Annotated in this window: 22 protein-coding genes; 7 read left to right on the forward strand and 15 right to left on the reverse strand. The window is 51.9% G+C overall.

Annotated features, from left to right (window positions below):
- Position 1: 1 nt before the first annotated feature.
- Genes KNP82_RS14565 through KNP82_RS14575 form a run of 3 tightly spaced genes read right to left on the reverse strand, consistent with a single transcriptional unit; the run spans position 2 to position 2,215 of the window.
- Positions 2–769 carry a tyrosine-protein phosphatase gene (locus tag KNP82_RS14565; protein ID WP_214828581.1) on the reverse strand — a complete coding sequence of 256 codons (768 nt, stop codon included), beginning with the start codon at positions 767–769 and terminating at the stop codon, positions 2–4.
- Between the two features lie 14 nt (positions 770–783).
- Complete coding sequence (locus KNP82_RS14570) at positions 784–1,500, reverse strand: CpsD/CapB family tyrosine-protein kinase (RefSeq protein ID WP_214828583.1); 717 nt, start codon at positions 1,498–1,500, stop codon at positions 784–786.
- On the reverse strand, positions 1,493–2,215 hold the full coding sequence (locus KNP82_RS14575) for a YveK family protein (protein WP_214828585.1): 723 nt from the start codon (positions 2,213–2,215) through the stop codon (positions 1,493–1,495). Before KNP82_RS14575 ends, KNP82_RS14570 begins: the two co-directional genes overlap by 8 nt.
- A gap of 195 nt (positions 2,216–2,410) precedes the next feature.
- Between KNP82_RS14575 and KNP82_RS14580 the strand changes: the two genes are divergently transcribed.
- Complete coding sequence (locus KNP82_RS14580) at positions 2,411–3,643, forward strand: flagellar basal body-associated FliL family protein (protein ID WP_214828587.1); 1,233 nt, start codon at positions 2,411–2,413, stop codon at positions 3,641–3,643.
- A 32-nt stretch (positions 3,644–3,675) separates the two neighbouring features.
- On the forward strand, positions 3,676–4,692 hold the full coding sequence (galE, locus tag KNP82_RS14585; protein WP_214828590.1) for a UDP-glucose 4-epimerase GalE: 1,017 nt from the start codon (positions 3,676–3,678) through the stop codon (positions 4,690–4,692).
- Between the two features lie 23 nt (positions 4,693–4,715).
- Here the strand turns inward: galE and KNP82_RS14590 are convergent, their stop codons facing one another.
- From KNP82_RS14590 to KNP82_RS14610, 5 genes are all read right to left on the reverse strand, one after another.
- The gene (locus KNP82_RS14590) at positions 4,716–5,066 is read right to left on the reverse strand and encodes a hypothetical protein (protein ID WP_144060657.1); all 351 of its coding nucleotides are present in this window, start codon (positions 5,064–5,066) and stop codon (positions 4,716–4,718) included.
- A 125-nt stretch (positions 5,067–5,191) separates the two neighbouring features.
- A complete protein-coding gene (locus tag KNP82_RS14595) occupies positions 5,192–6,391 on the reverse strand; it encodes an alpha-amylase family glycosyl hydrolase (RefSeq protein WP_214828593.1) in 1,200 nt (399 codons plus the stop codon).
- Positions 6,392–6,474: 83 nt separating this feature from the next.
- On the reverse strand, positions 6,475–7,398 hold the full coding sequence (locus tag KNP82_RS14600) for an LCP family glycopolymer transferase (protein WP_214828596.1): 924 nt from the start codon (positions 7,396–7,398) through the stop codon (positions 6,475–6,477).
- A 103-nt stretch (positions 7,399–7,501) separates the two neighbouring features.
- Positions 7,502–8,347, reverse strand: coding sequence for a YihY/virulence factor BrkB family protein (locus KNP82_RS14605; RefSeq protein WP_214828598.1), 846 nt, complete (start codon positions 8,345–8,347; stop codon positions 7,502–7,504).
- Positions 8,348–8,417: 70 nt separating this feature from the next.
- Positions 8,418–9,371 (reverse strand): LCP family glycopolymer transferase, encoded by a 954-nt coding sequence (locus KNP82_RS14610; RefSeq protein ID WP_214828601.1) that lies wholly within the window; start codon positions 9,369–9,371, stop codon positions 8,418–8,420.
- Between the two features lie 435 nt (positions 9,372–9,806).
- On the opposite strand from KNP82_RS14610, the gene KNP82_RS14615 reads away from it, so the two are divergent.
- The 3 genes from KNP82_RS14615 to KNP82_RS14625 all read left to right on the forward strand — a co-directional run bounded on the left by KNP82_RS14615 (position 9,807) and on the right by KNP82_RS14625 (position 11,658).
- Entirely contained in the window at positions 9,807–10,019 is a 213-nt protein-coding gene (locus KNP82_RS14615; protein WP_029594793.1) for a hypothetical protein, read from the forward strand.
- 61 nt (positions 10,020–10,080) lie between these two features.
- On the forward strand, positions 10,081–10,962 hold the full coding sequence (gene gnd, locus KNP82_RS14620; protein WP_214828604.1) for a phosphogluconate dehydrogenase (NAD(+)-dependent, decarboxylating): 882 nt from the start codon (positions 10,081–10,083) through the stop codon (positions 10,960–10,962).
- Positions 10,963–11,169: 207 nt separating this feature from the next.
- On the forward strand, positions 11,170–11,658 hold the full coding sequence (locus KNP82_RS14625) for a hypothetical protein (RefSeq protein ID WP_214828607.1): 489 nt from the start codon (positions 11,170–11,172) through the stop codon (positions 11,656–11,658).
- A gap of 42 nt (positions 11,659–11,700) precedes the next feature.
- Here KNP82_RS14625 and KNP82_RS14630 read toward each other — a convergent pair whose 3' ends face one another.
- The gene (locus KNP82_RS14630; protein ID WP_214828610.1) at positions 11,701–12,315 is read right to left on the reverse strand and encodes a flavodoxin family protein; all 615 of its coding nucleotides are present in this window, start codon (positions 12,313–12,315) and stop codon (positions 11,701–11,703) included.
- A gap of 271 nt (positions 12,316–12,586) precedes the next feature.
- Between KNP82_RS14630 and KNP82_RS14635 the strand changes: the two genes are divergently transcribed.
- Positions 12,587–13,786 carry an MDR family MFS transporter gene (locus KNP82_RS14635; RefSeq protein ID WP_214828613.1) on the forward strand — a complete coding sequence of 400 codons (1,200 nt, stop codon included), beginning with the start codon at positions 12,587–12,589 and terminating at the stop codon, positions 13,784–13,786.
- A 6-nt stretch (positions 13,787–13,792) separates the two neighbouring features.
- On the opposite strand, the gene KNP82_RS14640 is transcribed toward KNP82_RS14635, so the two are convergent.
- The 6 genes from KNP82_RS14640 to KNP82_RS14665 form a co-directional block, all read right to left on the reverse strand.
- The gene (locus KNP82_RS14640; protein WP_214828616.1) at positions 13,793–15,385 is read right to left on the reverse strand and encodes an FMN-binding glutamate synthase family protein; all 1,593 of its coding nucleotides are present in this window, start codon (positions 15,383–15,385) and stop codon (positions 13,793–13,795) included.
- Positions 15,386–15,474: 89 nt separating this feature from the next.
- Positions 15,475–15,771 carry a spore coat protein gene (locus tag KNP82_RS14645; RefSeq protein WP_058764647.1) on the reverse strand — a complete coding sequence of 99 codons (297 nt, stop codon included), beginning with the start codon at positions 15,769–15,771 and terminating at the stop codon, positions 15,475–15,477.
- A 13-nt stretch (positions 15,772–15,784) separates the two neighbouring features.
- Positions 15,785–15,985, reverse strand: a complete 201-nt coding sequence (locus KNP82_RS14650; protein WP_029594786.1) for a hypothetical protein — start codon at positions 15,983–15,985, stop codon at positions 15,785–15,787.
- 15 nt (positions 15,986–16,000) lie between these two features.
- A complete protein-coding gene (locus tag KNP82_RS14655; RefSeq protein ID WP_214828619.1) occupies positions 16,001–16,387 on the reverse strand; it encodes a DUF2512 family protein in 387 nt (128 codons plus the stop codon).
- A gap of 214 nt (positions 16,388–16,601) precedes the next feature.
- Positions 16,602–18,122, reverse strand: coding sequence for an FAD-dependent oxidoreductase (locus KNP82_RS14660; RefSeq protein ID WP_214828622.1), 1,521 nt, complete (start codon positions 18,120–18,122; stop codon positions 16,602–16,604).
- A gap of 92 nt (positions 18,123–18,214) precedes the next feature.
- Positions 18,215–18,610: a hypothetical protein gene (locus KNP82_RS14665; protein ID WP_029594782.1), complete on the reverse strand. Its 396-nt coding sequence runs from the start codon at positions 18,608–18,610 to the stop codon at positions 18,215–18,217.
- A 202-nt stretch (positions 18,611–18,812) separates the two neighbouring features.
- Between KNP82_RS14665 and KNP82_RS14670 the strand changes: the two genes are divergently transcribed.
- The gene (locus KNP82_RS14670; RefSeq protein ID WP_214828625.1) at positions 18,813–19,697 is read left to right on the forward strand and encodes a manganese catalase; all 885 of its coding nucleotides are present in this window, start codon (positions 18,813–18,815) and stop codon (positions 19,695–19,697) included.
- Positions 19,698–19,775 lie beyond the last annotated feature (78 nt).

Genomic DNA, 19,775 nt, shown 5'->3' on the forward strand with positions numbered 1-19,775 from the left:
ATTATTTTTTCCATTTTCCTCGCCAGTTTTTAGTTGGTAATGTTGGAGGATCTATGAATACAAATTCATCCTTCATAACGGCTTCTGCATTGACTACATAATTCTCCCACTTGTCTTGACCTAGCTCTTTACGAACAACCTTTTCGACTTCGGTCCAATAAAATGTTCGGCGTCCTGTACTATGGGCGTCTGATGCAATTAAATGACTCAATCCATTACGAAGGAATGCAAAAGCCAAATCCTTCACGTTCTGACCAAACTCACCAGTCAAACTACTCGTCGTAATCTGCGAAAGCGCGCCAGACGAAACGAAGTCCATTAATCGTTTCGGGTTCGTTGCGAACTCTTTATTACGTTCTGGGTGAGCGATGACTGGTGTGTAGCCTTCTGTTTGAAGGCCGAAGAAGAGCTGTTCAGCATAAGCTGGTACAGAGTCACTTGGGAACTCAATGAGCACATAACGTGATCCAGCAAGGGATAACGCTTTACCTTGCTCTAAAGATTCAACAAGATCACCAAAAATACGAATCTCTTGTCCTGGATATAAGTCGAGATTGATGTTTTCTTGTCGAAGCACGTTTTGAAGTTTTGTCACAGCATTTGGTACATCTAATTGGCTCGTATCAAACTGCGGGTGAAACGCGTGGGGGGTGACCACAATTGCGGTCACCCCTTCACTTACAGCGCGCTTCGCCATCTCGACCGCTTGTTCGACTGTTTCCGGACCGTCATCAACGGCCGGCAATAAGTGACAATGGATATCAATCATGGCACGCTCTCCTTTTATTCGTATGCATAATAGTAATAGTAATCATCGCTGCCTTGTGGTTCGCGTTTATTCAACACAACACCGAGAATATGAGCTTCAGCGAGCGTCAATTGTTCTTTTGCTTTGACGACCATTTGACGATCTGATTTGTCGCAGCCGACGACAAGAACAACCCCATCAACTTTACGGGCTAAGAGACGTGTATCTGCCACTTGCATCATTGGAGGCGCATCTAAAATAATGATGTCATAATTAGCTCGAAGTTCTTCCAAGACACGGTCCATCATTTTCGAAGACAACAGTTCTGATGGGTTTGGTGGAATCGGGCCTGCCGCAATCAGATCTAAGTTTTCAATTTGAGTTTTGTGAGTAGCCTTTTCAATTGTAGTTTTTTTAGCTAATACAGTTGAAAGTCCAATCCCGTTTGAGAGACGGAACGTGAAGTGCGCCGTTGGACGACGCATATCACAGTCAACTAACAACACTTTCTTCCCTTGCTGTGCGTAGACGACTGCAAGGTTCGACGAAGTGGTAGATTTCCCTTCTCCTGAAGATGCTGACGTAATAACCATCGTCTGTAGATCGTCATCGACTGCCGTAAATTCGAGATTTGTCCGAATTGTGCGATACTGTTCAGAGATTGGTGACTTCGGTTTGTGGACTGTAATCAATTCACGGCCCGTCTTGTCATATTTAATATGTTTGCTCTTCTTTTTTCCGAACTTAAACATGGACTTGTTCACCTTTCACGTTAGCTTGACGTTGTTGCATCATTTCCACTTTATCGATAACAGGAATCGACCCGAGAACGGGCAATTCTAATATATTTTCGACGTCTTGCTCTGTTTTAATACGACGATCTAAAACAACCTTGAGGAATGCAATAGCAAAACCTATCATTAAGCCAATAATTGTTGCGATGGCTATATTCAATAGAATGTTTGGACTGACTGGAAACACCGGTACCGAAGCCTTCGAAAGAACTTTGACATTATCGACACTCATCAATTCGGGAACTTCTTTTGAAAAAACATCGCTGATTTCGTTGGCGATATCCGTTGCTAGCACTGGATTGGTGTGCTGGACTTTAATGTTAATGACTTGTGAACTTTGTTCACTGTTAACCGTAATCAAATTACTAATATTATCTGGAGCTCCAATCACGTTTTCTTGAACCTGCTCTAAAATTGCTGGACTTTGAATGATGACGCGGTACGTATTAACAAGTGTAACGGATGACTGGATTTGACTATTATCCAAAGGCATGTTTTCACCTTGTTTAGGAGCTACCAATACCTGTGTCGATGCTTCGTACGTTGGGCTTATCACGAATGAACTAACTAAAAAGGCAACAAGTGCCGCGATGATTGCTAAGCTTACGATGAGCCATTTGCTCCGTTTTATGATAGAAAATAATTCTCCAAGGGAAATCGTTTCTTCTTTCATGTTCGTGTTTTCTCTCCTCTGTTCTCTAAATTCACTACTGGAAAAATTCCGCAGATAATATTTAACAATGCCAATACCAAAACATTATAGCAAAAATCCTCACAGTTGATGACCCATTTTTTAAAATTTGGGTTTTTTGGTATGTAAATCTGATAAACTTTGTTAGGAAGAACTTAACAAAAGGAGGAGACAATAGTGCACGTTAGTGAGCGCCTACTCCAGTTGTACGCAGACACGAATGCGGCAACACGTACAAAACTGCAAGATGCCATCAAACATAATTTAGGGGACGGAAAATCGTTAAGTAGGTCCTTTGAAGAATTGACCAGTACGACGAATACAACGCTTTCGACCGATGAAAAATCGGCGGCAGACTTCGCCGCTTGGATCAAAGATGGCAAGAAAGATGCCATGTTTCTTCCATACTATGTGTCTTTACTCGAGATGCATGAGAATGTATTGAACAAAAAAGCAACGAGTACGCAATCTAATCCTATTGACAAGACAACGGTCAATGAGACGTCAGCTGTTGAAAAAACAGTCGTAATCGTTCCTGAACCAACCGTAGTCGAAGCTCCAAAAGTGGAAGAAAAACCATCCGCTCCAAAGCAACGTTATATGCCAGAAGCGCCAGTACCGTCTCGCGCGGAACGAGCCAAATATCAACGGACGATCGAACCAGCCCGACCACGTCGAAAGTCCGGGAAATGGATTGGTGCCCTTTTCCTCCTCGCTTTACTCATAGGCGGTGGCTATATCGGGTATCCATATGTAATGGACTTGTTAGCACCAAAACAAGAAGCAAAAGTTGTCGAGGAAACACCGAAGCCGGATCCTGAACCGGTCGTCCAAGAGGCAGAAACGAATTACGTCTGGCTCGCCTCGAAAAACGTTAATCTCGTTTCAGAGCCAAACGGTACGACAGTCACCTATATAGGAGATATCGGCGACCGCTATGAGATTTTAAAGGAACAAGATGAACACGTTGAAGTAAATTTGGATGGGACGACAGCATGGGCCCCACTCGACGCGGTCACGACCGACTGGCCACAACGTGACTTAACGGACAGTGTCCTGCTCGATTGGGTGAACACGAATTTGAATAACGATTGGCTCGGTGAAGCGATTCCTGATTTCTTCGCCATGAATGAGGCAGCGCTCACGGAAACAATCGGTACGCCTTACGGTCGTGAGACAGATGCGTTGAACGCCTATGCGTTCTATAACGGCGGCTTCTTCGTCATTCAACAAGACAAAGTACATGCCATCGATTGGACGAACACACAAACGACGCGCGAGGTATTCAGCCCGCTCGGCGAACCGGTCCTAGAGACGGACGATGCAGTAGTTTACGAGAGTGAGACGTATTCACTCCGCTTATTCGAAGGCACAAACGGACAGACCCGAGTGCGTTTAACTGAGAAGTAATCAATAGAGGATTTTTGGAAGGGGTCATTCATATGAGCACTATTTTAGTCACAGGCGGTGCCGGTTATATCGGTACTCACACTGTTTTACAATTGCTTGAAACTGGTCATGATGTCATTGTGTTAGACAATTTATCGAACAGTCGCCGCGAGGCGCTCGAACGCGTTGAGGCATTGACTGGAAAATCAGTCACGTTCTATCTGGGCGATATCCTTGATCGCGAGTTACTAGAACAAATCTTTTTGACGCATACAATCGACGCCGTCATCCACTTCGCTGGATTAAAAGCTGTCGGCGAGTCGGTATCAGAGCCGCTCCGCTACTACGAGAACAACGTCGTCGGCACGACCGTCCTTTTAGAAGTGATGAACGCATTCGACGTGAAACGCATCGTCTTCAGCTCATCGGCGACCGTCTACGGCATGCCGGAACGGACACCAATTGACGAGTCGTTCCCGCTCAGCGCGACAAATCCATACGGACGGACGAAACTGATGATTGAAGACATCATGCGCGACCTTGCTGTCGCCGACCCATCGTGGAGCACCGCCCTATTGCGTTACTTTAATCCGATCGGCGCCCACAAATCGGGTCAAATCGGCGAAGACCCGTTCGATATCCCGAACAATTTGATGCCGTATATCACGCAAGTCGCCGTCGGCCGCTTGAACGAACTGAGTGTGTTCGGTGACGATTACGACACACCGGACGGGACCGGCGTCCGTGACTATATTCACGTCGTCGACTTGGCCGAGGGTCACTTGAAGGCACTCGACTATGTCATGGAACATACCGGTGCCGAAGCGTTCAACTTAGGGACCGGGACCGGCTATAGCGTCCTCGACCTCGTGCATGCGTTCGAGGCGGAAAGTGGGAAACGCGTCCCGTACCAAGTGACGCCGCGCCGACCGGGCGATATCGCTATGTGCTTTGCTGATCCATCGAAGTCGAAACAGGTGCTCGGCTGGGAAGCGAAACATGACGTCCGCGCCATGTGCCGCGACGCCTGGAACTGGCAATCGAACAATCCGAACGGTTACCGGGCATAAGAAAAACCCCTTACACGAGAACATCACTGTTCTTCGGTAAGGGGTTTTGTCATGTCCACTTCAATGATTTCAGGTTCCTTGCCTGGCGTGACGAGCACCCCGAAGTCAAGGACGGCAATCACGATAGCGATGCCTGCGAGCGCCCACGCTGCGTCGAACGTGAACTCGCCGACGATTAATCCGAACAAGACGAACGCTGCGAACATCAAGTAGTAAAACTTGCGCCAAATCGTCCGGTACTCGATTGCAAACTCACGGTCCCACATGTAGAAAAATACGAAGCCCGCTAACGCGATGAATAGCGTCGCGAACATCCAATACGAAAATGAATGGAACGTCAGGCTCAAGACATGCATAAATAGTGACTGATTCATCGGAATTCGCTCCTTAGGTGTATGTAGAATTTTGTCATGGAAATTCCTTCTATCTCCATTTTCCTACCAAATGATTCGTGAGTCAATACACCTAAATCACACAATTCAATTTTGAATCAAAAGACCTATTCAGATTTCACCCAAACAAACCCGTATGCGTCGAGTTCAATCGACTTAACGGGTTCCCCAGTGAACAGGTTTATCCCGCTCGTCCGCACAGTTACCGGCTCATTGCTGACGTTCGTATACAGCATGAGCGCCTCCTCTTCACTCTTTCTTTCGACTGTGAAGACGCGCTTATCAGACGTATCGATTCGCTGCTCAGCATAAGGTGAAAACGCCGGGTGTATCCGTTTGACGTTCAACTGGCTGATGATGCCCGAGAATACCTGCAGGCGATACGGGTCCGTCTTCAGCTCTTGAATGAGCGCGTCATGATCGACCGGTGTCTGGACGCCGAGCAGCGTCCGGTAATCAACGGTCGGGATGCCTTGGAGCGAGAACAAGATGCTGTGCGCTGCGAGAATCATGTCGACGCTCGGATCGATCAAGTTCTTCTCGAACGGGTCGCGTTCATGAATCGACAAGAAGTTGAAGTACGTCTTTCCTTCTCCTGGCGCCTCGATTCGATTCGCCCAGTCGGACAACTTCTTGGCATCTCCTTGCGCGAAGGCGAGCATCGTGTGCGAGGCGAGGTCGAAGTGACAAATCGCATCGGCAACGCTGATGTATGAGCCGAGTGCCTGAACGTCTCCTTCATAGGCGAGAATCAATTGTCCATGCGGTTTATAGTGATGGAGCACCGTGTGCCACAGTTCGACAACGCGTTGAATGCTTTCCTCGGACATGCCGCGGAACGACTGGACATGGACGCGTAACTTCGTCGCGCCTTGGGCGAGCCGCTCGATAAAGGCGTCCGTCTCCTCTAGTAGATTGAACTGTAACTCGTTATAGACGTCAGGCTCCGTATCGTACATGAGTTCGAACTCATGCTTGAAGCGTCCGAGGTCCTCGTATAACCGGATACGCGGATTGATTGCCGTATCGGTCGGCTTGGCCGGATACGGGAACAGCGAGACGAGATACAAGTCGCTGATTGACGCCTGGACGTGTTCTTTCAACAAGTCATGGAGCGCATCCAAGTCCGGACTCCCGTCTGCCGTGATGGAGTTGGCGTCAATCATGAGGACGCTTGTCTTTTCGCTCACATTCTCCCCGTCATGCCAATGATGGCCGTCCCACTTGGCGAACAGCTCTTTCCAGTCTTCCGATGTATGGTCGTCCTCTAATCGATTGATAATCGGTTCAACAGTTTCCCAAAGCATGATATCCCTCCTCAGTGTCTCTTTATCAGTCCCACCGAACCACGATTTTCAAACGCAAAAAAAGCCATCCCATAAGGAATGACTTAGTTCATCAAGCGCTGCAGCTCGGCTTGGACGTCGGCGAGCGAGGCCGAATCCGGATTCCAGTAATAGATGCCGTCCGACTCCAGACCGCCCGACCCTTCGATGCGTAGCGTGCTGGCGTTACGGAACGCCTTCATATAGTCCGTCGACAACGTCACGAGCTCATTGAACTCGATGTTCGTCTTGGCCCGGTTGCCGGCGACGTCTAACAGCTTCGTCACTTTGTCGACCGAGAAGTCGGAACGCCCCTTCTCGACGATGGCCGCGACGACGGCACGTTGCCGCTCTTGGCGACCGAAGTCCCCGTTCGGATCTTCATAACGCATCCGGGCGTATGACAACGCCGAAGCACCGTTCAAATCGACCTGTCCAATCGGATAGTTATAACCATCCGCGGAGAAGGCGAAGTCGTTCGTCACCGTGATGCCGCCGAGCGCGTCGACCACCTCGGTGAACGCCTCCATGTCAGCCTCGACGACGTAATCGATCGGAATATCGAGTAACCCTTCGACTGTGTTCATCGCCATCTCGGCCCCACCGAAGGCGTAGGCATGGTTGATTTTATCGTTCATGCCTTTGCCAACGATTTCGGTCTTCGTATCGCGCGGGATGCTTAGCATCGCGCCTTCGTCCGTCGTCGGGTTGAGCGTCATGACGATGATCGAGTCACTCCGTCCCTGCTCGCCGTCACGGCGGTCAATCCCGAGCAGTAACACCGACACCGATTCTTTCTGTTCGATCGTCTCGACCTGTTTCCGTTCCTGACTGATTTCGAGATTATCGTTCACTTTCGTCACCGTCTCGTTTACGTCCCGGTACATCGACCAGACGAACAGACCCCCGGCGACGAGGAAAATGGTCAGGACGCCGAGCGTGATCGCCAACACCTTTTTCCAACTTGATTTCTTCTTATGTCTCGCCATGCGTTCACCCGCTTTCAAAAATCTTAGATATGGATTATTTTCCCGCTTAACGTGTTGTATTATAGCACGTTGTCAAAAAATGCTAACCATATCTTTTCAATTTTTATGGGAAATGTGTCTTATAACGGGTACGCCGCATATGGTCGGGCCAGGCCGCGTTGATTTCAGCACCGAGCAGCATCGTCGCCGCCGTCAAGTAGAGCCAGATCTGGAGCAAGATAACGATGCCGATCGTCCCGTACGTATCGCCAAACATCGAGAACTGGTCGACGTAGACGCTATAGCCCGTCGATAGCATCTGCCAGGAGATGACGGCGAAGATGGCACCCGGTAGCGTCTCGACGAAACGGACGCGCTGTTGCGGGGCAATCTTATAGAACATGGAGAACGCGAAGATAAGGATGACCGTCGACACCGTATACCGGGTGAGCGTAGCCAGCCGGTCGAAGTCCTCGAGCCTTGGAAACCACGTATACATGAGCTCGACGAACTCACGGCCAAAGATATGGAACACAATCAAGATGACGGCACCGACGCTGAAGGCGATGAGCGTGAGCAAACCGATTAAACGACGAACGACGTAGCTCCGGGCCTCTGTCTCCCCGTAGGCGAACACGGTCAGCTTGACGAGGCGGGCCGTCCCGTTCGATGCCGACCAGACGGCGATGATGGCCCCGATTGAGACGAGGCCGGCGTTGATGTTGCCGCTGACGTCATAGACAATCGACAGCATGTCCCGAACACTCGAACCCGGGATGAGAATCTCAATCTGTTCGATCAACAAGGCGTCGTCAATCCCGAACCACGCCATGACGGCGAACAAGAGGACGAACGTCGGGAAGATGGCGAGAAACCAGAAGAAGGCGAGCGTCGCGCTATAGTCGTTAATATGATGGTCCTTGAACCGATGGCGGACGTCGATGACGAGGCGGATCAGGCGGTCGAGCACTCAGGTCACTCCTTTTCTTCTTATTATCGCACAAATCAAAACGCCCCATCCGATTGGATGAGGCGAGCCGTCACTGTTCCATCAACTGTCCGAGATACGACTTCACGTCTTCGAGTGAAGCAGCGTCCGGGTTCCAGTAATAGATGCCGTCGCTTTCTTTCCCGCCCGTTCCTTCGAGGCGAAGGACGTCCTGGTTTTTGAAAGCAGCCATATAGTCGCTCGAGAGCGTCCGGATGTCTTTGAACGTCATGTTCGTCTTGGCGTTGTTGCCGAGCACGTCGAGCATGTTGTTGAACTTCGAGATCGAGAAATCATCTTTGCCTTTATTGACGAGCGCCGTGATGACATCACGTTGACGCTCTTGGCGACCGAAGTCCCCGCTCGGGTCGTCATAGCGCATGCGTGTATACGCGAGCGCTTCCGGGCCATTGAGCGTGAGTGCGCCCGGTTCGAACGTGTGCTCACCTGACGTGAACGCCAAGTTGTTCGTCACGTTGACGCCGCCGAGGAGGTCGACCGTGTCTTGGAAGCCTTTCATGTCGACTTCAGCCACGTAATCGATCGGGATGTCGAGCAAGTTCTCGACCGTGTCGAGCGCCATCTCAGCTCCACCGAACGCGTAAGCGTGGTTGATCTTGTCAGATGTGTCTTTACCGACGATCTCCGTCTTCGTGTCACGCGGGATGCTGAGCATCGCGCTTTGATCCGTGTTCGGGTTGAGCGTCATGACGATGATCGAGTCGCTGCGACCTTGCTCGTCGGCACGACGATCGACACCGAGAAGAAGGACCGAGATCGGCTTCTTATCGTTGATGGCTTCCGTCGTCATCCGTTCCGGGCTAAGGCCCGTCGACTCGTTCAAGCGTTCGACGGTCGAATCGACTTGATTGTATAGATATGTAGCTACCCCGACTCCGATGAGTAGGAACAACCCTACTACGATTCCCGCGATAATCGCGATGCGTTTAGCGGGCGAACTCTTTCTACGGCGTTTCTTGACTCTCTTTTTCTTTTGCTCTTCCATGACATAACACCTTTCCTCGAACCCTTGAATGAAATAGACCAGGTTTTAGTTTAGCACGCAAAACATTGCGGCTTTTTAAATTATTTGTAAAAAAGGTAAATGATTGCCGAATGATGTCGAAATATTCGTTCGTTTTTAAGTATCGGATTTCCCTCATCAAAAGTTTAGGGTTTCGTCGACATTCCTTTGTAAGAGTACCACGCTTCTGTAAAGGTGAAACCGTTATCACATTTCAGTCATACGTATAAGGTCCTGCTTTTGGATTAGGACCTGTATGAAATCGTGTCAATATTTAGTCGAATGTGCTGTTTTTTAGGTATGTTTCCTTATATTCAAAAACCTTTATGGGACAAATGGATGATTTTTTGTAATAATTGTATTGTTCGTAATGAAAATGTAAATTTAAATCCATTCATTGGTTGGAGGAATCGGCAGATGCGTTATGTCGTCACGTGCTTTTTAGAGAAGGAAGAGCCTTGTTCGTTCATCGTGTACGGGGGGTCAAAACATGAGGCAGCGTTCACGTTCGAGAAGACGTTGAAAGAGGCGAGCCCGCTCAATGACTATGTCGAATTGAGTGACGGCAAGCAAGTGAAGGTCGGTTCGATTCTCGCCTATCGAATCGATGACATCCCGCCCCTCTTTTGAAGTCCATCCATTTCGGGTAACCCTTATAAGGAAACCAAATCAACGAACGGGGTGAACCGATATGGAATTAGGGATGATCGGACTTGGGAAGATGGGGTTGAACTTGGCACTCAATTTGACGGACGGCGGGCACCGTGTCCTCGGCTACGACCCGGGCAACGTGTCGACGAGCCAGTTCGAGACGAAACAGTCACTCGAAGAAGTCGTCGACGGGCTCAAAGCACCACGCGTCGTCTGGGTGATGGTACCGGCGGGCGACGTGACGGAGCACGTCTTGAACGACCTGCATGCGTTGTTGTCTCCGGGGGATATCGTCATCGACGGCGGCAACTCGAACTATAAGGAATCGATGCGGCGGGCCGAGCACTTCAAAGACAAGCTCATCTACTTCTTTGACGTCGGGACGAGTGGCGGCATGGAAGGGGCACGCCATGGCGCCTGTACGATGATCGGTGGGGATTTGGAGGCGTTCGGCAAAATCGAGGAACTGTTCCGCGACGTGTCGACGGATAACGGCTACTTGTATGCCGGACCGAGTGGCAGTGGCCATTTCTTGAAGATGATCCATAACGGGATCGAGTACGGCATGATGCAAGCGATCGCCGAAGGGTTCGAGATTCTCGAGAAGAGCCCGTTCGAGTACGACCATGAGCAAGTCGCCCGCGTCTGGAACCACGGCTCGGTCGTCCGCTCGTGGCTGATGGAGCTGACCGAGAGCGCGTTCCATAAGGATGCGAAGCTCGACGAGATTAAAGGGGTCATGCATGCGTCGGGTGAAGGCAAATGGACGGTCGAGACGGCGCTCGAGTACGGGGTGCCGGCACCGGTCATCGCGATGTCGCTCATGATGCGGCAGCGTTCGCTCGAAGAGGACACGTTCTCCGGGAAAGTCGTCGCTGCCCTCCGGAACGAGTTTGGTGGGCATGCGGTGGAGAAAAAATAATCGAGGTAAACGTCGGTCGAGTCGAACTCGGGCGACGTTTTTTTGTACTGTGACAGTTATCCGCTCGTCTCGTTGCGAACAAACGTTGATATGAATGGGATTTCTATACATTTGTCGATTAAATGTACTAATTTCTGTAAAACTCTTTTCGTTTCAGCAGGCGTATGATGAAAGAGCAGCATATCTTGTGACATAGAAGGAGCCGGCATGATGCGTAAACTTCACGACTATAACGTCTACATCCCGAAAGAGCTTTATGAACCAGGAGACAGGCCCGTGTTCCGGAGACGGAATCATAACTGGCAGGACATGGAGGCATGCTTTGACAAACTCGTCGCCCAAGCGTTCCATGCGTTCGAGCATGGCGGGTACTTCTTATGTGAGGCGTACGCTCTGGTCCACACCCGTATTCACATGCTCAAGCTGAAACGAACGTGTGAGGATGGCCGCGGCGTCGAGATGCACGTGACTTATTTGCATGAAATGAAAGATATCTACGTCATGTTTTATATTGACGGTGTAGCGACCCGGGCGCGAACGGCCTGGCTGTCGAACGGGATTCTGATTCTCCAGCCGGACTCGTATTCGAATTGGCTCCACTTTGAACCATGCTGGGTCGGGGATCATTTCATCGACGACATCTCGATTTTATTGCTGAAAGAGTTCCGCAAGATCGAGCTCCGAGCAAGGTTCTAATGTGAACAGCCCCTAGATGTCTAGGGGCTGTCGCGCTGTCCGTCACTCCATGACGTTGCCTTCCGCCGGGATTGGCGTCTGCTTCAATAGGTTCGCGAAATGGTAGAGGTTGTACGCCATGACGCGACCGTTCTTTCTCGTAAAGGCGTTGTCGCGGCCGGCATCGATGTATGAGTCACCCGGACCGGCCTCACCGACCCAATACGTGTCGACGTTCGGCGGGACGGTGAAGCCGATATGGGATAGCCCGTACAAGATGGACGCACAGGCATGCTTCGCCCCGTCCTCGTTCCCCGTCACGACGACACCGCCGACTTTGTTGTAGTAGATGGCCTGGCCTTTGTCGTTCGTCAAGGCGCTTCCGCCGTACAGCCGCTCGATGACTTGCGTCGCGACGCTGCTCTTCTCGCCGAGCCAAAGCGGTGTCCCGATGATGAGGATATCGGCCGCCTTCACTTTCTCGAAAATTTGCGGCCACTCGTCACCGCCCCCTTCATCTTCCGTCACTCCGAACGCGACGTTGTAGTCGACGACACGGACAATCTCCGAGTCGACCCCAAGTTTGTCGAAGTGCGGAATGATATCTTTCATGAGCCCTTCCGTGTGCGAGGTCGTACCCTCGCCTTTCAATGAGCAGTTCAAGAATAAGGCTTTCATCGAATCCCTCCTTAGATGATCAACAGTTAGGTGTTCCCGGTCTAACGAAGGGATATTCGTCATGGTATGTCAAAAACGACCCGTCATCTATGTGATGACGGGTCGTTTTAACAAGGTTAAACAAACATATGTTCGTTTTATGGTACAGCGCAAACAAGCGCCTATATATTCGCTTTTTCTATTTTTAGCTTAGCAAATCCCGCAACATAAGTCTATTCTTTCTCGGTCCAACTCCCTACAGTAAAGATAGACTCTTGAAAGGAGCACAACGATGGAATCATACCGCTGGGACCTCAATCTGAAGGTTCGCTTGTTCGGTGAAGGGCTGTTCAATCTGTTGTTTTGGATGTACTTCCCGTTCATCACCGTCTATTTCGCCCAAACGCTCGGCGTTGAGCTGGCCGGTCTGCTCATGGCCGTGCCACCGCTGTTTCTTTTGATCGGCAGTTTAATCGGCGGTTCGCTCGCGGACGAAATCGGACGCCGTCCCGTCATGCTCGTCGGGACGTTCGCGCAAGGTGTCTTATTCCTCGCCTTCGCAGTGTCAACAAACGCCTACGTCGATTATGTCACCTATATCGGCATCGGTTTCATGGGCGCGATTTATAAACCAGCCAGCTCGGCCATGGTCGCCGACCTCGTGCCAACCGAACATTTACGCGACGTGTTCGCGACGTTCATGGCGTCGAACAATATCGGCGCCGTGCTCGGTCCGATCCTTGGGGCGGTCCTCTTCTTCGAGCATCGCCAAGCGCTCCTATTAGGCTGTGCCTTCGTCCTGTTCGGATACGGAGTGCTGCTCGCGGCGCTCACCCGTGAGACACGGCCGGGCTCACCTGAGAAGACGGTCGCCAAAACATTCCGCACCCAAGGGCGTTCGTATGCGACGATTTTGCGCGATCCGTTGTTCCGCCTCTATTTGATTGCCGGCGTATTCGCCTTAATCCCCATCATGCAACTCGACGTGTATGTACCGGTCTATTTGATTGAACAGGCCCCGGCCACGTTCGACGTCTCGAACACCGTCCTGTTCGGCTGGCTCGTCGCCTATAACGGGCTCTTGTTCGTCGTCTTCATCATTCCTGTCACGCGCGTGTTCCGAGCGTGGGACGAACGACGTGTCTTCCTGTTGTCGACGTTCCTCGCCGGCTTCGGGACGTTCCTCGTCGCCTTCTCGTCGAACATCTGGTATTTGCTCGTCGTCACGACCGTGTTCACATTCGGCGAGTTGATCCGTTCCCCGGTCAGCCAGAGCTTCGTCAGCCGCTACGCCCCGACCGAATCACGCGGACAATACCTCGCGGCCGACACGCTCCAAAACACGATCGGCAAGTTCCTTGCGCCGGTGACGGTGCTCGCCTCGGGCTTCGTGTCCCCGATTGCCGTCTTTACACTCATCTTGCTGTCGGCGCTCATCGGGATGGGGCTCTATGCCAAACTGTTCCAACAGCTCACACAACAAGACGGATGACCGCGGTCATCCGTCTTTCGCCTGTCCATCGAATAATTCCTCGCCCCGCTTCACCCGACCGTCGGGATACTTGTAAGCGACATGCTCGAGCGACAGCTTCGTCGGCGTATCGAGGCCGGCCGCGGCCGTCATGTTATAGAGCCCTTCGCGGAGCGAGATGATATAGTTCGTCACGCGGTAACTTTTCTCGTCGACGACGAGGGCGTGCTGCAGTTTCGGGTCGGTGGTCGCGACGCCGACCGGGCACCGGTTCGTATGGCACACTTGCGCCTGGATACAGCCGACGTTGAACATGAGTCCACGGGCGATATTGATGCAGTCGGCCCCGAGTGCGAGCGCGACGGCAATTTTGTCTGCCGTGACGAGCTTGCCGGAGGCGAACAAGGTGATACGGTCACGAATCCCATATTGCAAGAGTAATTGATGCACATACGGGAGCGCCGCCTTCAACGGCAGACCGACCGAATCCGCGAGCTCTTGGTATGTCGCCCCGGTCCCGCCTTCCCCGCCGTCGACCGTGATGAAATCGGGATGCTGTCCGGAAGAAGCCATCTCTTGAACGAGCGCCTCGACGTCTGCGAGGCGTCCGATGACGAGCTTGATGCCGACGGGTTTGCCGCCGATGTCTCGCAGCCGTTCGATGAAGCTGAGCAGTTCTCGGTCCGTCTTGAACTCAGAGAACCGGTTCGGGCTGTCGATTGTGACGCCAACTTTGACGTTCCGGATACGGGCGATCTCTTCGGTCACTTTCGCGCCATCGATATGGCCACCCCTCGTCTTCGCACCTTGGGCGAGCTTCAACTCAAAGGCACGCACTTGCGGAATCTCACTCTTCGCTTTGAACGCCGCGTCCGAGAACGAACCGTCCTCGGTCCGGACGCCGAACAGCGCCGGTCCGATTTGACAGATGAGGTCGACCCCGCCTTTCAAATGATGGTCCGACAGTCCACCCTCGCCGGTATTCATCCACGTCCCTTTGGCCCGACCGAGTCCAATCGACAGCGCCGTGATGGCGTTCTCGCCGAGCGAACCAAAACTCATCGCCGACTGACCGACGAGACCGCGGACATAGAACGGCTCCCGACACGTCTGTTTCCCGATGACGATGCTGTCCTCTTCTGTCAATAAGTACGGTCCGACGTCGCGTTCGACAATCCGCTCTTTCCGCGTGAACAGGTTGTCCTCCTCGACTTGATAGAGATGCGTCGTCACGGTCTCGCTGTTATCGATGCGGAGCTCGTTCCGGTTCGTCGGATAGAGCACGTTCTGCAGATAGAACCCGCCCCGCTCGAAGTCTCGCTCCGAGCCGAACCCGATGATGCGCGACTTATATTTCCCGGAAATAACGGCCGCCTCATAGTCGTTTCGCGAGAACGGTTTCGCCTCGTTGTCGTTCAAGAACAAGTATTGGCGCATCTCGGGCCCGACCTTCTCCAAGATGTAGCGCACCTTGCCGAGAATCGGGAAGTTCCGGAGGACGGAGTGCTCACGCTGATGGCGGTCCTTGCGCCATAAATAGAAGACGAACAGAAACGGGGCGGCAATCATCGACACCATCAGGACGAGCACGATGGCGAGCATCGTCGTATTTACAGACATGGCGTGTCTCCTCCCTCACGTATAGTCCTTATCCGATACCACGGGCCACCATTCCTGAAACGAAAAAAGACCGACGTTTCCGTCGGCCATCACTTCTTGATCAATTTGCTCGCTTTGTCGACTTTTTCTTTGTCGTGCTTCAACTGCTTTTCGATATCGTACGCCATATACATGTCGTTTTTAATCATGTAGTCGGCGATCTCGGCATGGTCTTCAATCGCTTGATTCAATTGCTGGATGAGCACTTTCCGGACTTCTGGTGACGCCGTCTCGGTCACAGCCACCGCATAGGCCCGAACGGCCGACTTCGCCGTGATGAGTAAATCGGTCGCAATCAGTTCGTCCCGCTGCTTACTGGCACGTTTCAAATTTTCGGTGATTCCCATATGTGTCTCCTCCTTACGCCTTATTCGGCAACAATTGTTTCAGTTCACTGATCGCTTGTTCGGTGTTCTTCAAATGCTTACGGGCGATCTTCTGCAGCTTTTCGTCCTTGATGAGCGGTTCGCTCACATACCCTTTGACGAGCCCTGCTTGTTTCAAGGTCAACATCTCATGAATCTCTAGCACCTCATGAATCGCGAGTTTGTTTTTAGCCATCTTCCTTCCTCCTTTTCATCGTGTCGAATGGACATGCGCTTCTTCTCGTTTATGCTTGAGCAGCCATCCGTGGAAGATAAACTCGACGACGGCGGTCACAAGAGCCGTGTAAAGCGCGAGCAAGACGAAGCTCGTCTCCGTGCCGATATCGAAATCTAAAATCCACAGGAAGAACCACGTCAAGAAGAAAACGAGACCAAAGTCGGCCAAAGTCGCAATCATATTTCCGAACTTCCGCAACACGAACATATCGCCCACCCCATAGGCGATCAGTCCGACCGCAATCGAAATCCAAGCGGCGTGGTACCACGGAACTTCAAACCCGAGCGTCAAGACCGCGATGAACACGACAAGCAACGCCCCTAGTTTGAGACTCAGTGCCTTTCCATGATTCACTTGCATCCACGTTCACCCTTTCCCCGTGATGGCGTTCCTACATGGACCATGTTTCCGTTCGCCCTCCCGTTCAAACGAAAAATTTAGCGATCATTATCGGACGAACATGATGAGAGTCAAACCATCACAATGGAAAGGTGGACTGTTAAATGCTGGACCTCAAGTCGGCTTCGGTAATGACTTGATCTCATGATTTTCTAGAAATATTTACAAATTGATTTCATGCCTTGTCCGGAAGCGATTTGACGGCCGGTCCTTCAATGACTTCCCCGTTCGGTTTGAAGCGCGAGCCATGACACGGACAGTCCCACGAGCGCTCGGCCTGGTTCCAATTGACCGTACAGCCCATGTGCGTACAGGCCGACCCGACCATCGAGACGTGTCCCTCGGGATCCCGGTAGGCAGCGACGTGTTCGCCGTTGTGTTTGACGATGGCACCTTCATCGAGACTGAGCTCATCCACTCGTTTGTCCGTCGGCTTCAGTTTTCCTTTGACGAGTTCTTTGGCCACATCGGCATTCGTCTTGATGAATCGGGCCGCGTCCGCAAGCTTCCATTTCGAACGTGTCGGATCATACAGCTCCTCATAGCGGTTCGGTTGATTCGTGACCAAGTCGGCAATGAGTCGGGCCGCCACGATCCCTTGGCTCATCCCCCATTTCGAGAAACCGGTTGCGACAAAAACGTGCGGCGTATCGTTCGTCATTCGGCCGATGTACGGCACTTTGTCGAGCGTGATCAAATCTTGGGCCGACCAATGGTGGCTGAACGTCTCGGCACCGAAATGGCGGGTCCCGAACTCACCGAGCTTCTCGTAACAGGCGAGCGTCTCTTCCTTATGACCCGTCAAATGGTTCTCGCCCCCGAACATGGCCATCTTTTTGCCGTTGTCGAGTTTGACATGCCGCAGTGAACGGCTTGGTTTGTCGACGCTGATGAACATGCCTTCCGGGAACGTCTCGACCTCGGCCGAGACGACGTACGAGCGCTCGACTTCCATCTTCGCAAAATAGAGACCTTTGAAGTCGTTGAACGGGAAATGGGTCGCGACGACGACATCTTGCGCCTCGATCGAATGACCTGTGATCGTCTCGAGTCGATGTGGCGTCCCGTACTCGATTCCCGTCACCCGCGTCATCTCATAAAGCGTCCCGCCAAGTTCGAGGAAGCGGTCCATCAACCCTTGCAAGTATTTGACCGGATGGAATTGAAGCTGGTCGCGCATGACGGTCGCCTTCTTGACGTCGTATGGCAAGAGACCGTTCACTTCGTCCGTGGCGTCACCGCCGTCGATTCCGAGTTTTTCATAGGCCTCTTCTTCTTTCTCGAGCAGTTTCGCCGAGCTCGAGGACGAGTGGGCGTACATATAGGCGTGCTGGCGCTCGAGGTCACAGTCAATATCGAGCGTGTCGACTTGCTCCTCGAGGAAACGGAGCGCGTCCATATTGGCCTCATAATAGAGCCGCGCTTTGTCCTCCCCGAGCGATTTGACCAGTTCGGTATAGACGACGCCATGCTGGGCCGAGACTTTAGCCGTCGTATAACCGGTCGTACCGGTCGCGAAACGGGCTGCTTCCACCAAGACGACCTGCTTCCCACGTTCGACCAACTGCAAGGCGGCGAGTACGCCGACGATGCCAGCCCCGACCACGACGACCTCGGTCTGAATATCTTCGTTGAGCGGGTTGACCGTCTTCACGACGACATCGCGCCAATACGATTTCGGAAAATCTTGTAACATACGTGTCCCTCCTTCAGGAAAATCCAACGGTTTCGAATGCATGGATGAATTACCCTTCATTTGGGAACGAGAAACAAAAAAAGAGACCTGCTTCAGGTCTCTTGGTCGCTCGGGATGACCACCTCATCGAATTGTTGATCGCGACAGAGCGTGATCGCCTGCATCGCGAGCTGGTAATCCGGTTCAGGTAACGTAATCAGCTCGGTCGGGAGCACCCATTCTTTGTTGTTATACAAATGGATGACGAGTTTGACGAGGATGAAATCCTGCTTCTCGAACGTGTTGTCGTCGATGATGGTCGCCGTGCTGATTTTCCCTTGCTCAAGGTCCATGTACGGCAAGAGGAGGTTCCGCACCCGCTCATTCCCGGCAATCACGTATAGGGCGGAGAAATACTCTTTCTTGACGTCACCGGGATTATGGAGGCGCTGGGCCAACCGTTTGAACACGTCGTAGTGTTCGGTCGTCAAGAATTCAAGGTTGTTCATAGCTGTCGTTCCTCTCTGTATAGACGAAAATCAATCTGTTACTACTAATTCCACGATTTAATCAATTGTAACCCTCAGACGATACCCATACCCCTACTTGTATATGTAAATTTTTTTCAAATTCCAGGTTTTTATACATATTGATAGTGGAACTATACCTTTGTCGTGCATTTACCAGTTGTTCAAACAAAGGAGGAGTTCTATGTTTCGCCATCAGAAGGAATTACAGTTCGAAGTGAACGTCGACCGTCCGGATCCGCAGCTCGCCCGTCAAATCCAAGAAGTGCTCGGCGGTCAATTCGGGGAAATGACCGTCATGATGCAGTACTTGTTCCAAGGCTTCAACTGTCGCGGGGAAGAGAAGTATAAGGACATGCTTATGGACATCGGGACCGAGGAAATCGGCCACGTCGAGATGCTCTGTGCCCTCATCTCGCAACTGCTCGACGGGGCGTCACCGGACGACCAGGCCGAGGCGGCCAAAGACCCGGCGACGGCAGCCATCCTTGGCGGGATGAACCCCCAGCATTTGATTGTCAGCGGGCTCGGCGGACTGCCGACGAACTCGAACGGGGTGCCGTGGAACGGGTCGTATATCGTCGCGAGTGGGAACTTGCTCGCCGACATGCGCTCGAACTTGCATGCCGAGACGCAAGGACGACTCCAAGTCGCCCGTCTCTATCATATGACGAAAGATGAAGGGGTCCGGAAAGTATTCCGCAAGATGCTCGCCCGTGATCGCTATCACCAATATCAATGGATGGCGGCCATCGATGAGCTCGAACAGAAGAACGGCGTCATCGTACCGGCAACCTTCACTGCCAAGGATGAGTTAGAGGCTGAGCCACACGGTCTCGAGTTTTGGGACTTGTCGGAAGGCAATGAATCGAGCCAAGGCAAATGGGCGACCGGCAGCGCGCCGGATGGTGCCGGCGATTTCGTCTATTTGAGCGACCCGGCCCCGCAAGGCCAGAAGCCGGTCATGGAAATTCCGTACAAATCGCTCTATCATGACTTGGATGCCCCGGGTGGTGTCGAGAAAGTTGTCAAAAAAGTCGCCGATCAAATCAAACGGAAAATCGAGTAGGAGGGAGTGATTAACTCCCGACCTCTCACACCACCGTACGTACCGTTCGGTATACGGCGGTTCAATTAAGATGTATGA

The sequence above is a fragment of the Exiguobacterium sp. s26 genome (genome assembly GCF_018618235.1).
GTDB classification, from domain to species: domain Bacteria; phylum Bacillota; class Bacilli; order Exiguobacteriales; family Exiguobacteriaceae; genus Exiguobacterium; species Exiguobacterium chiriqhucha.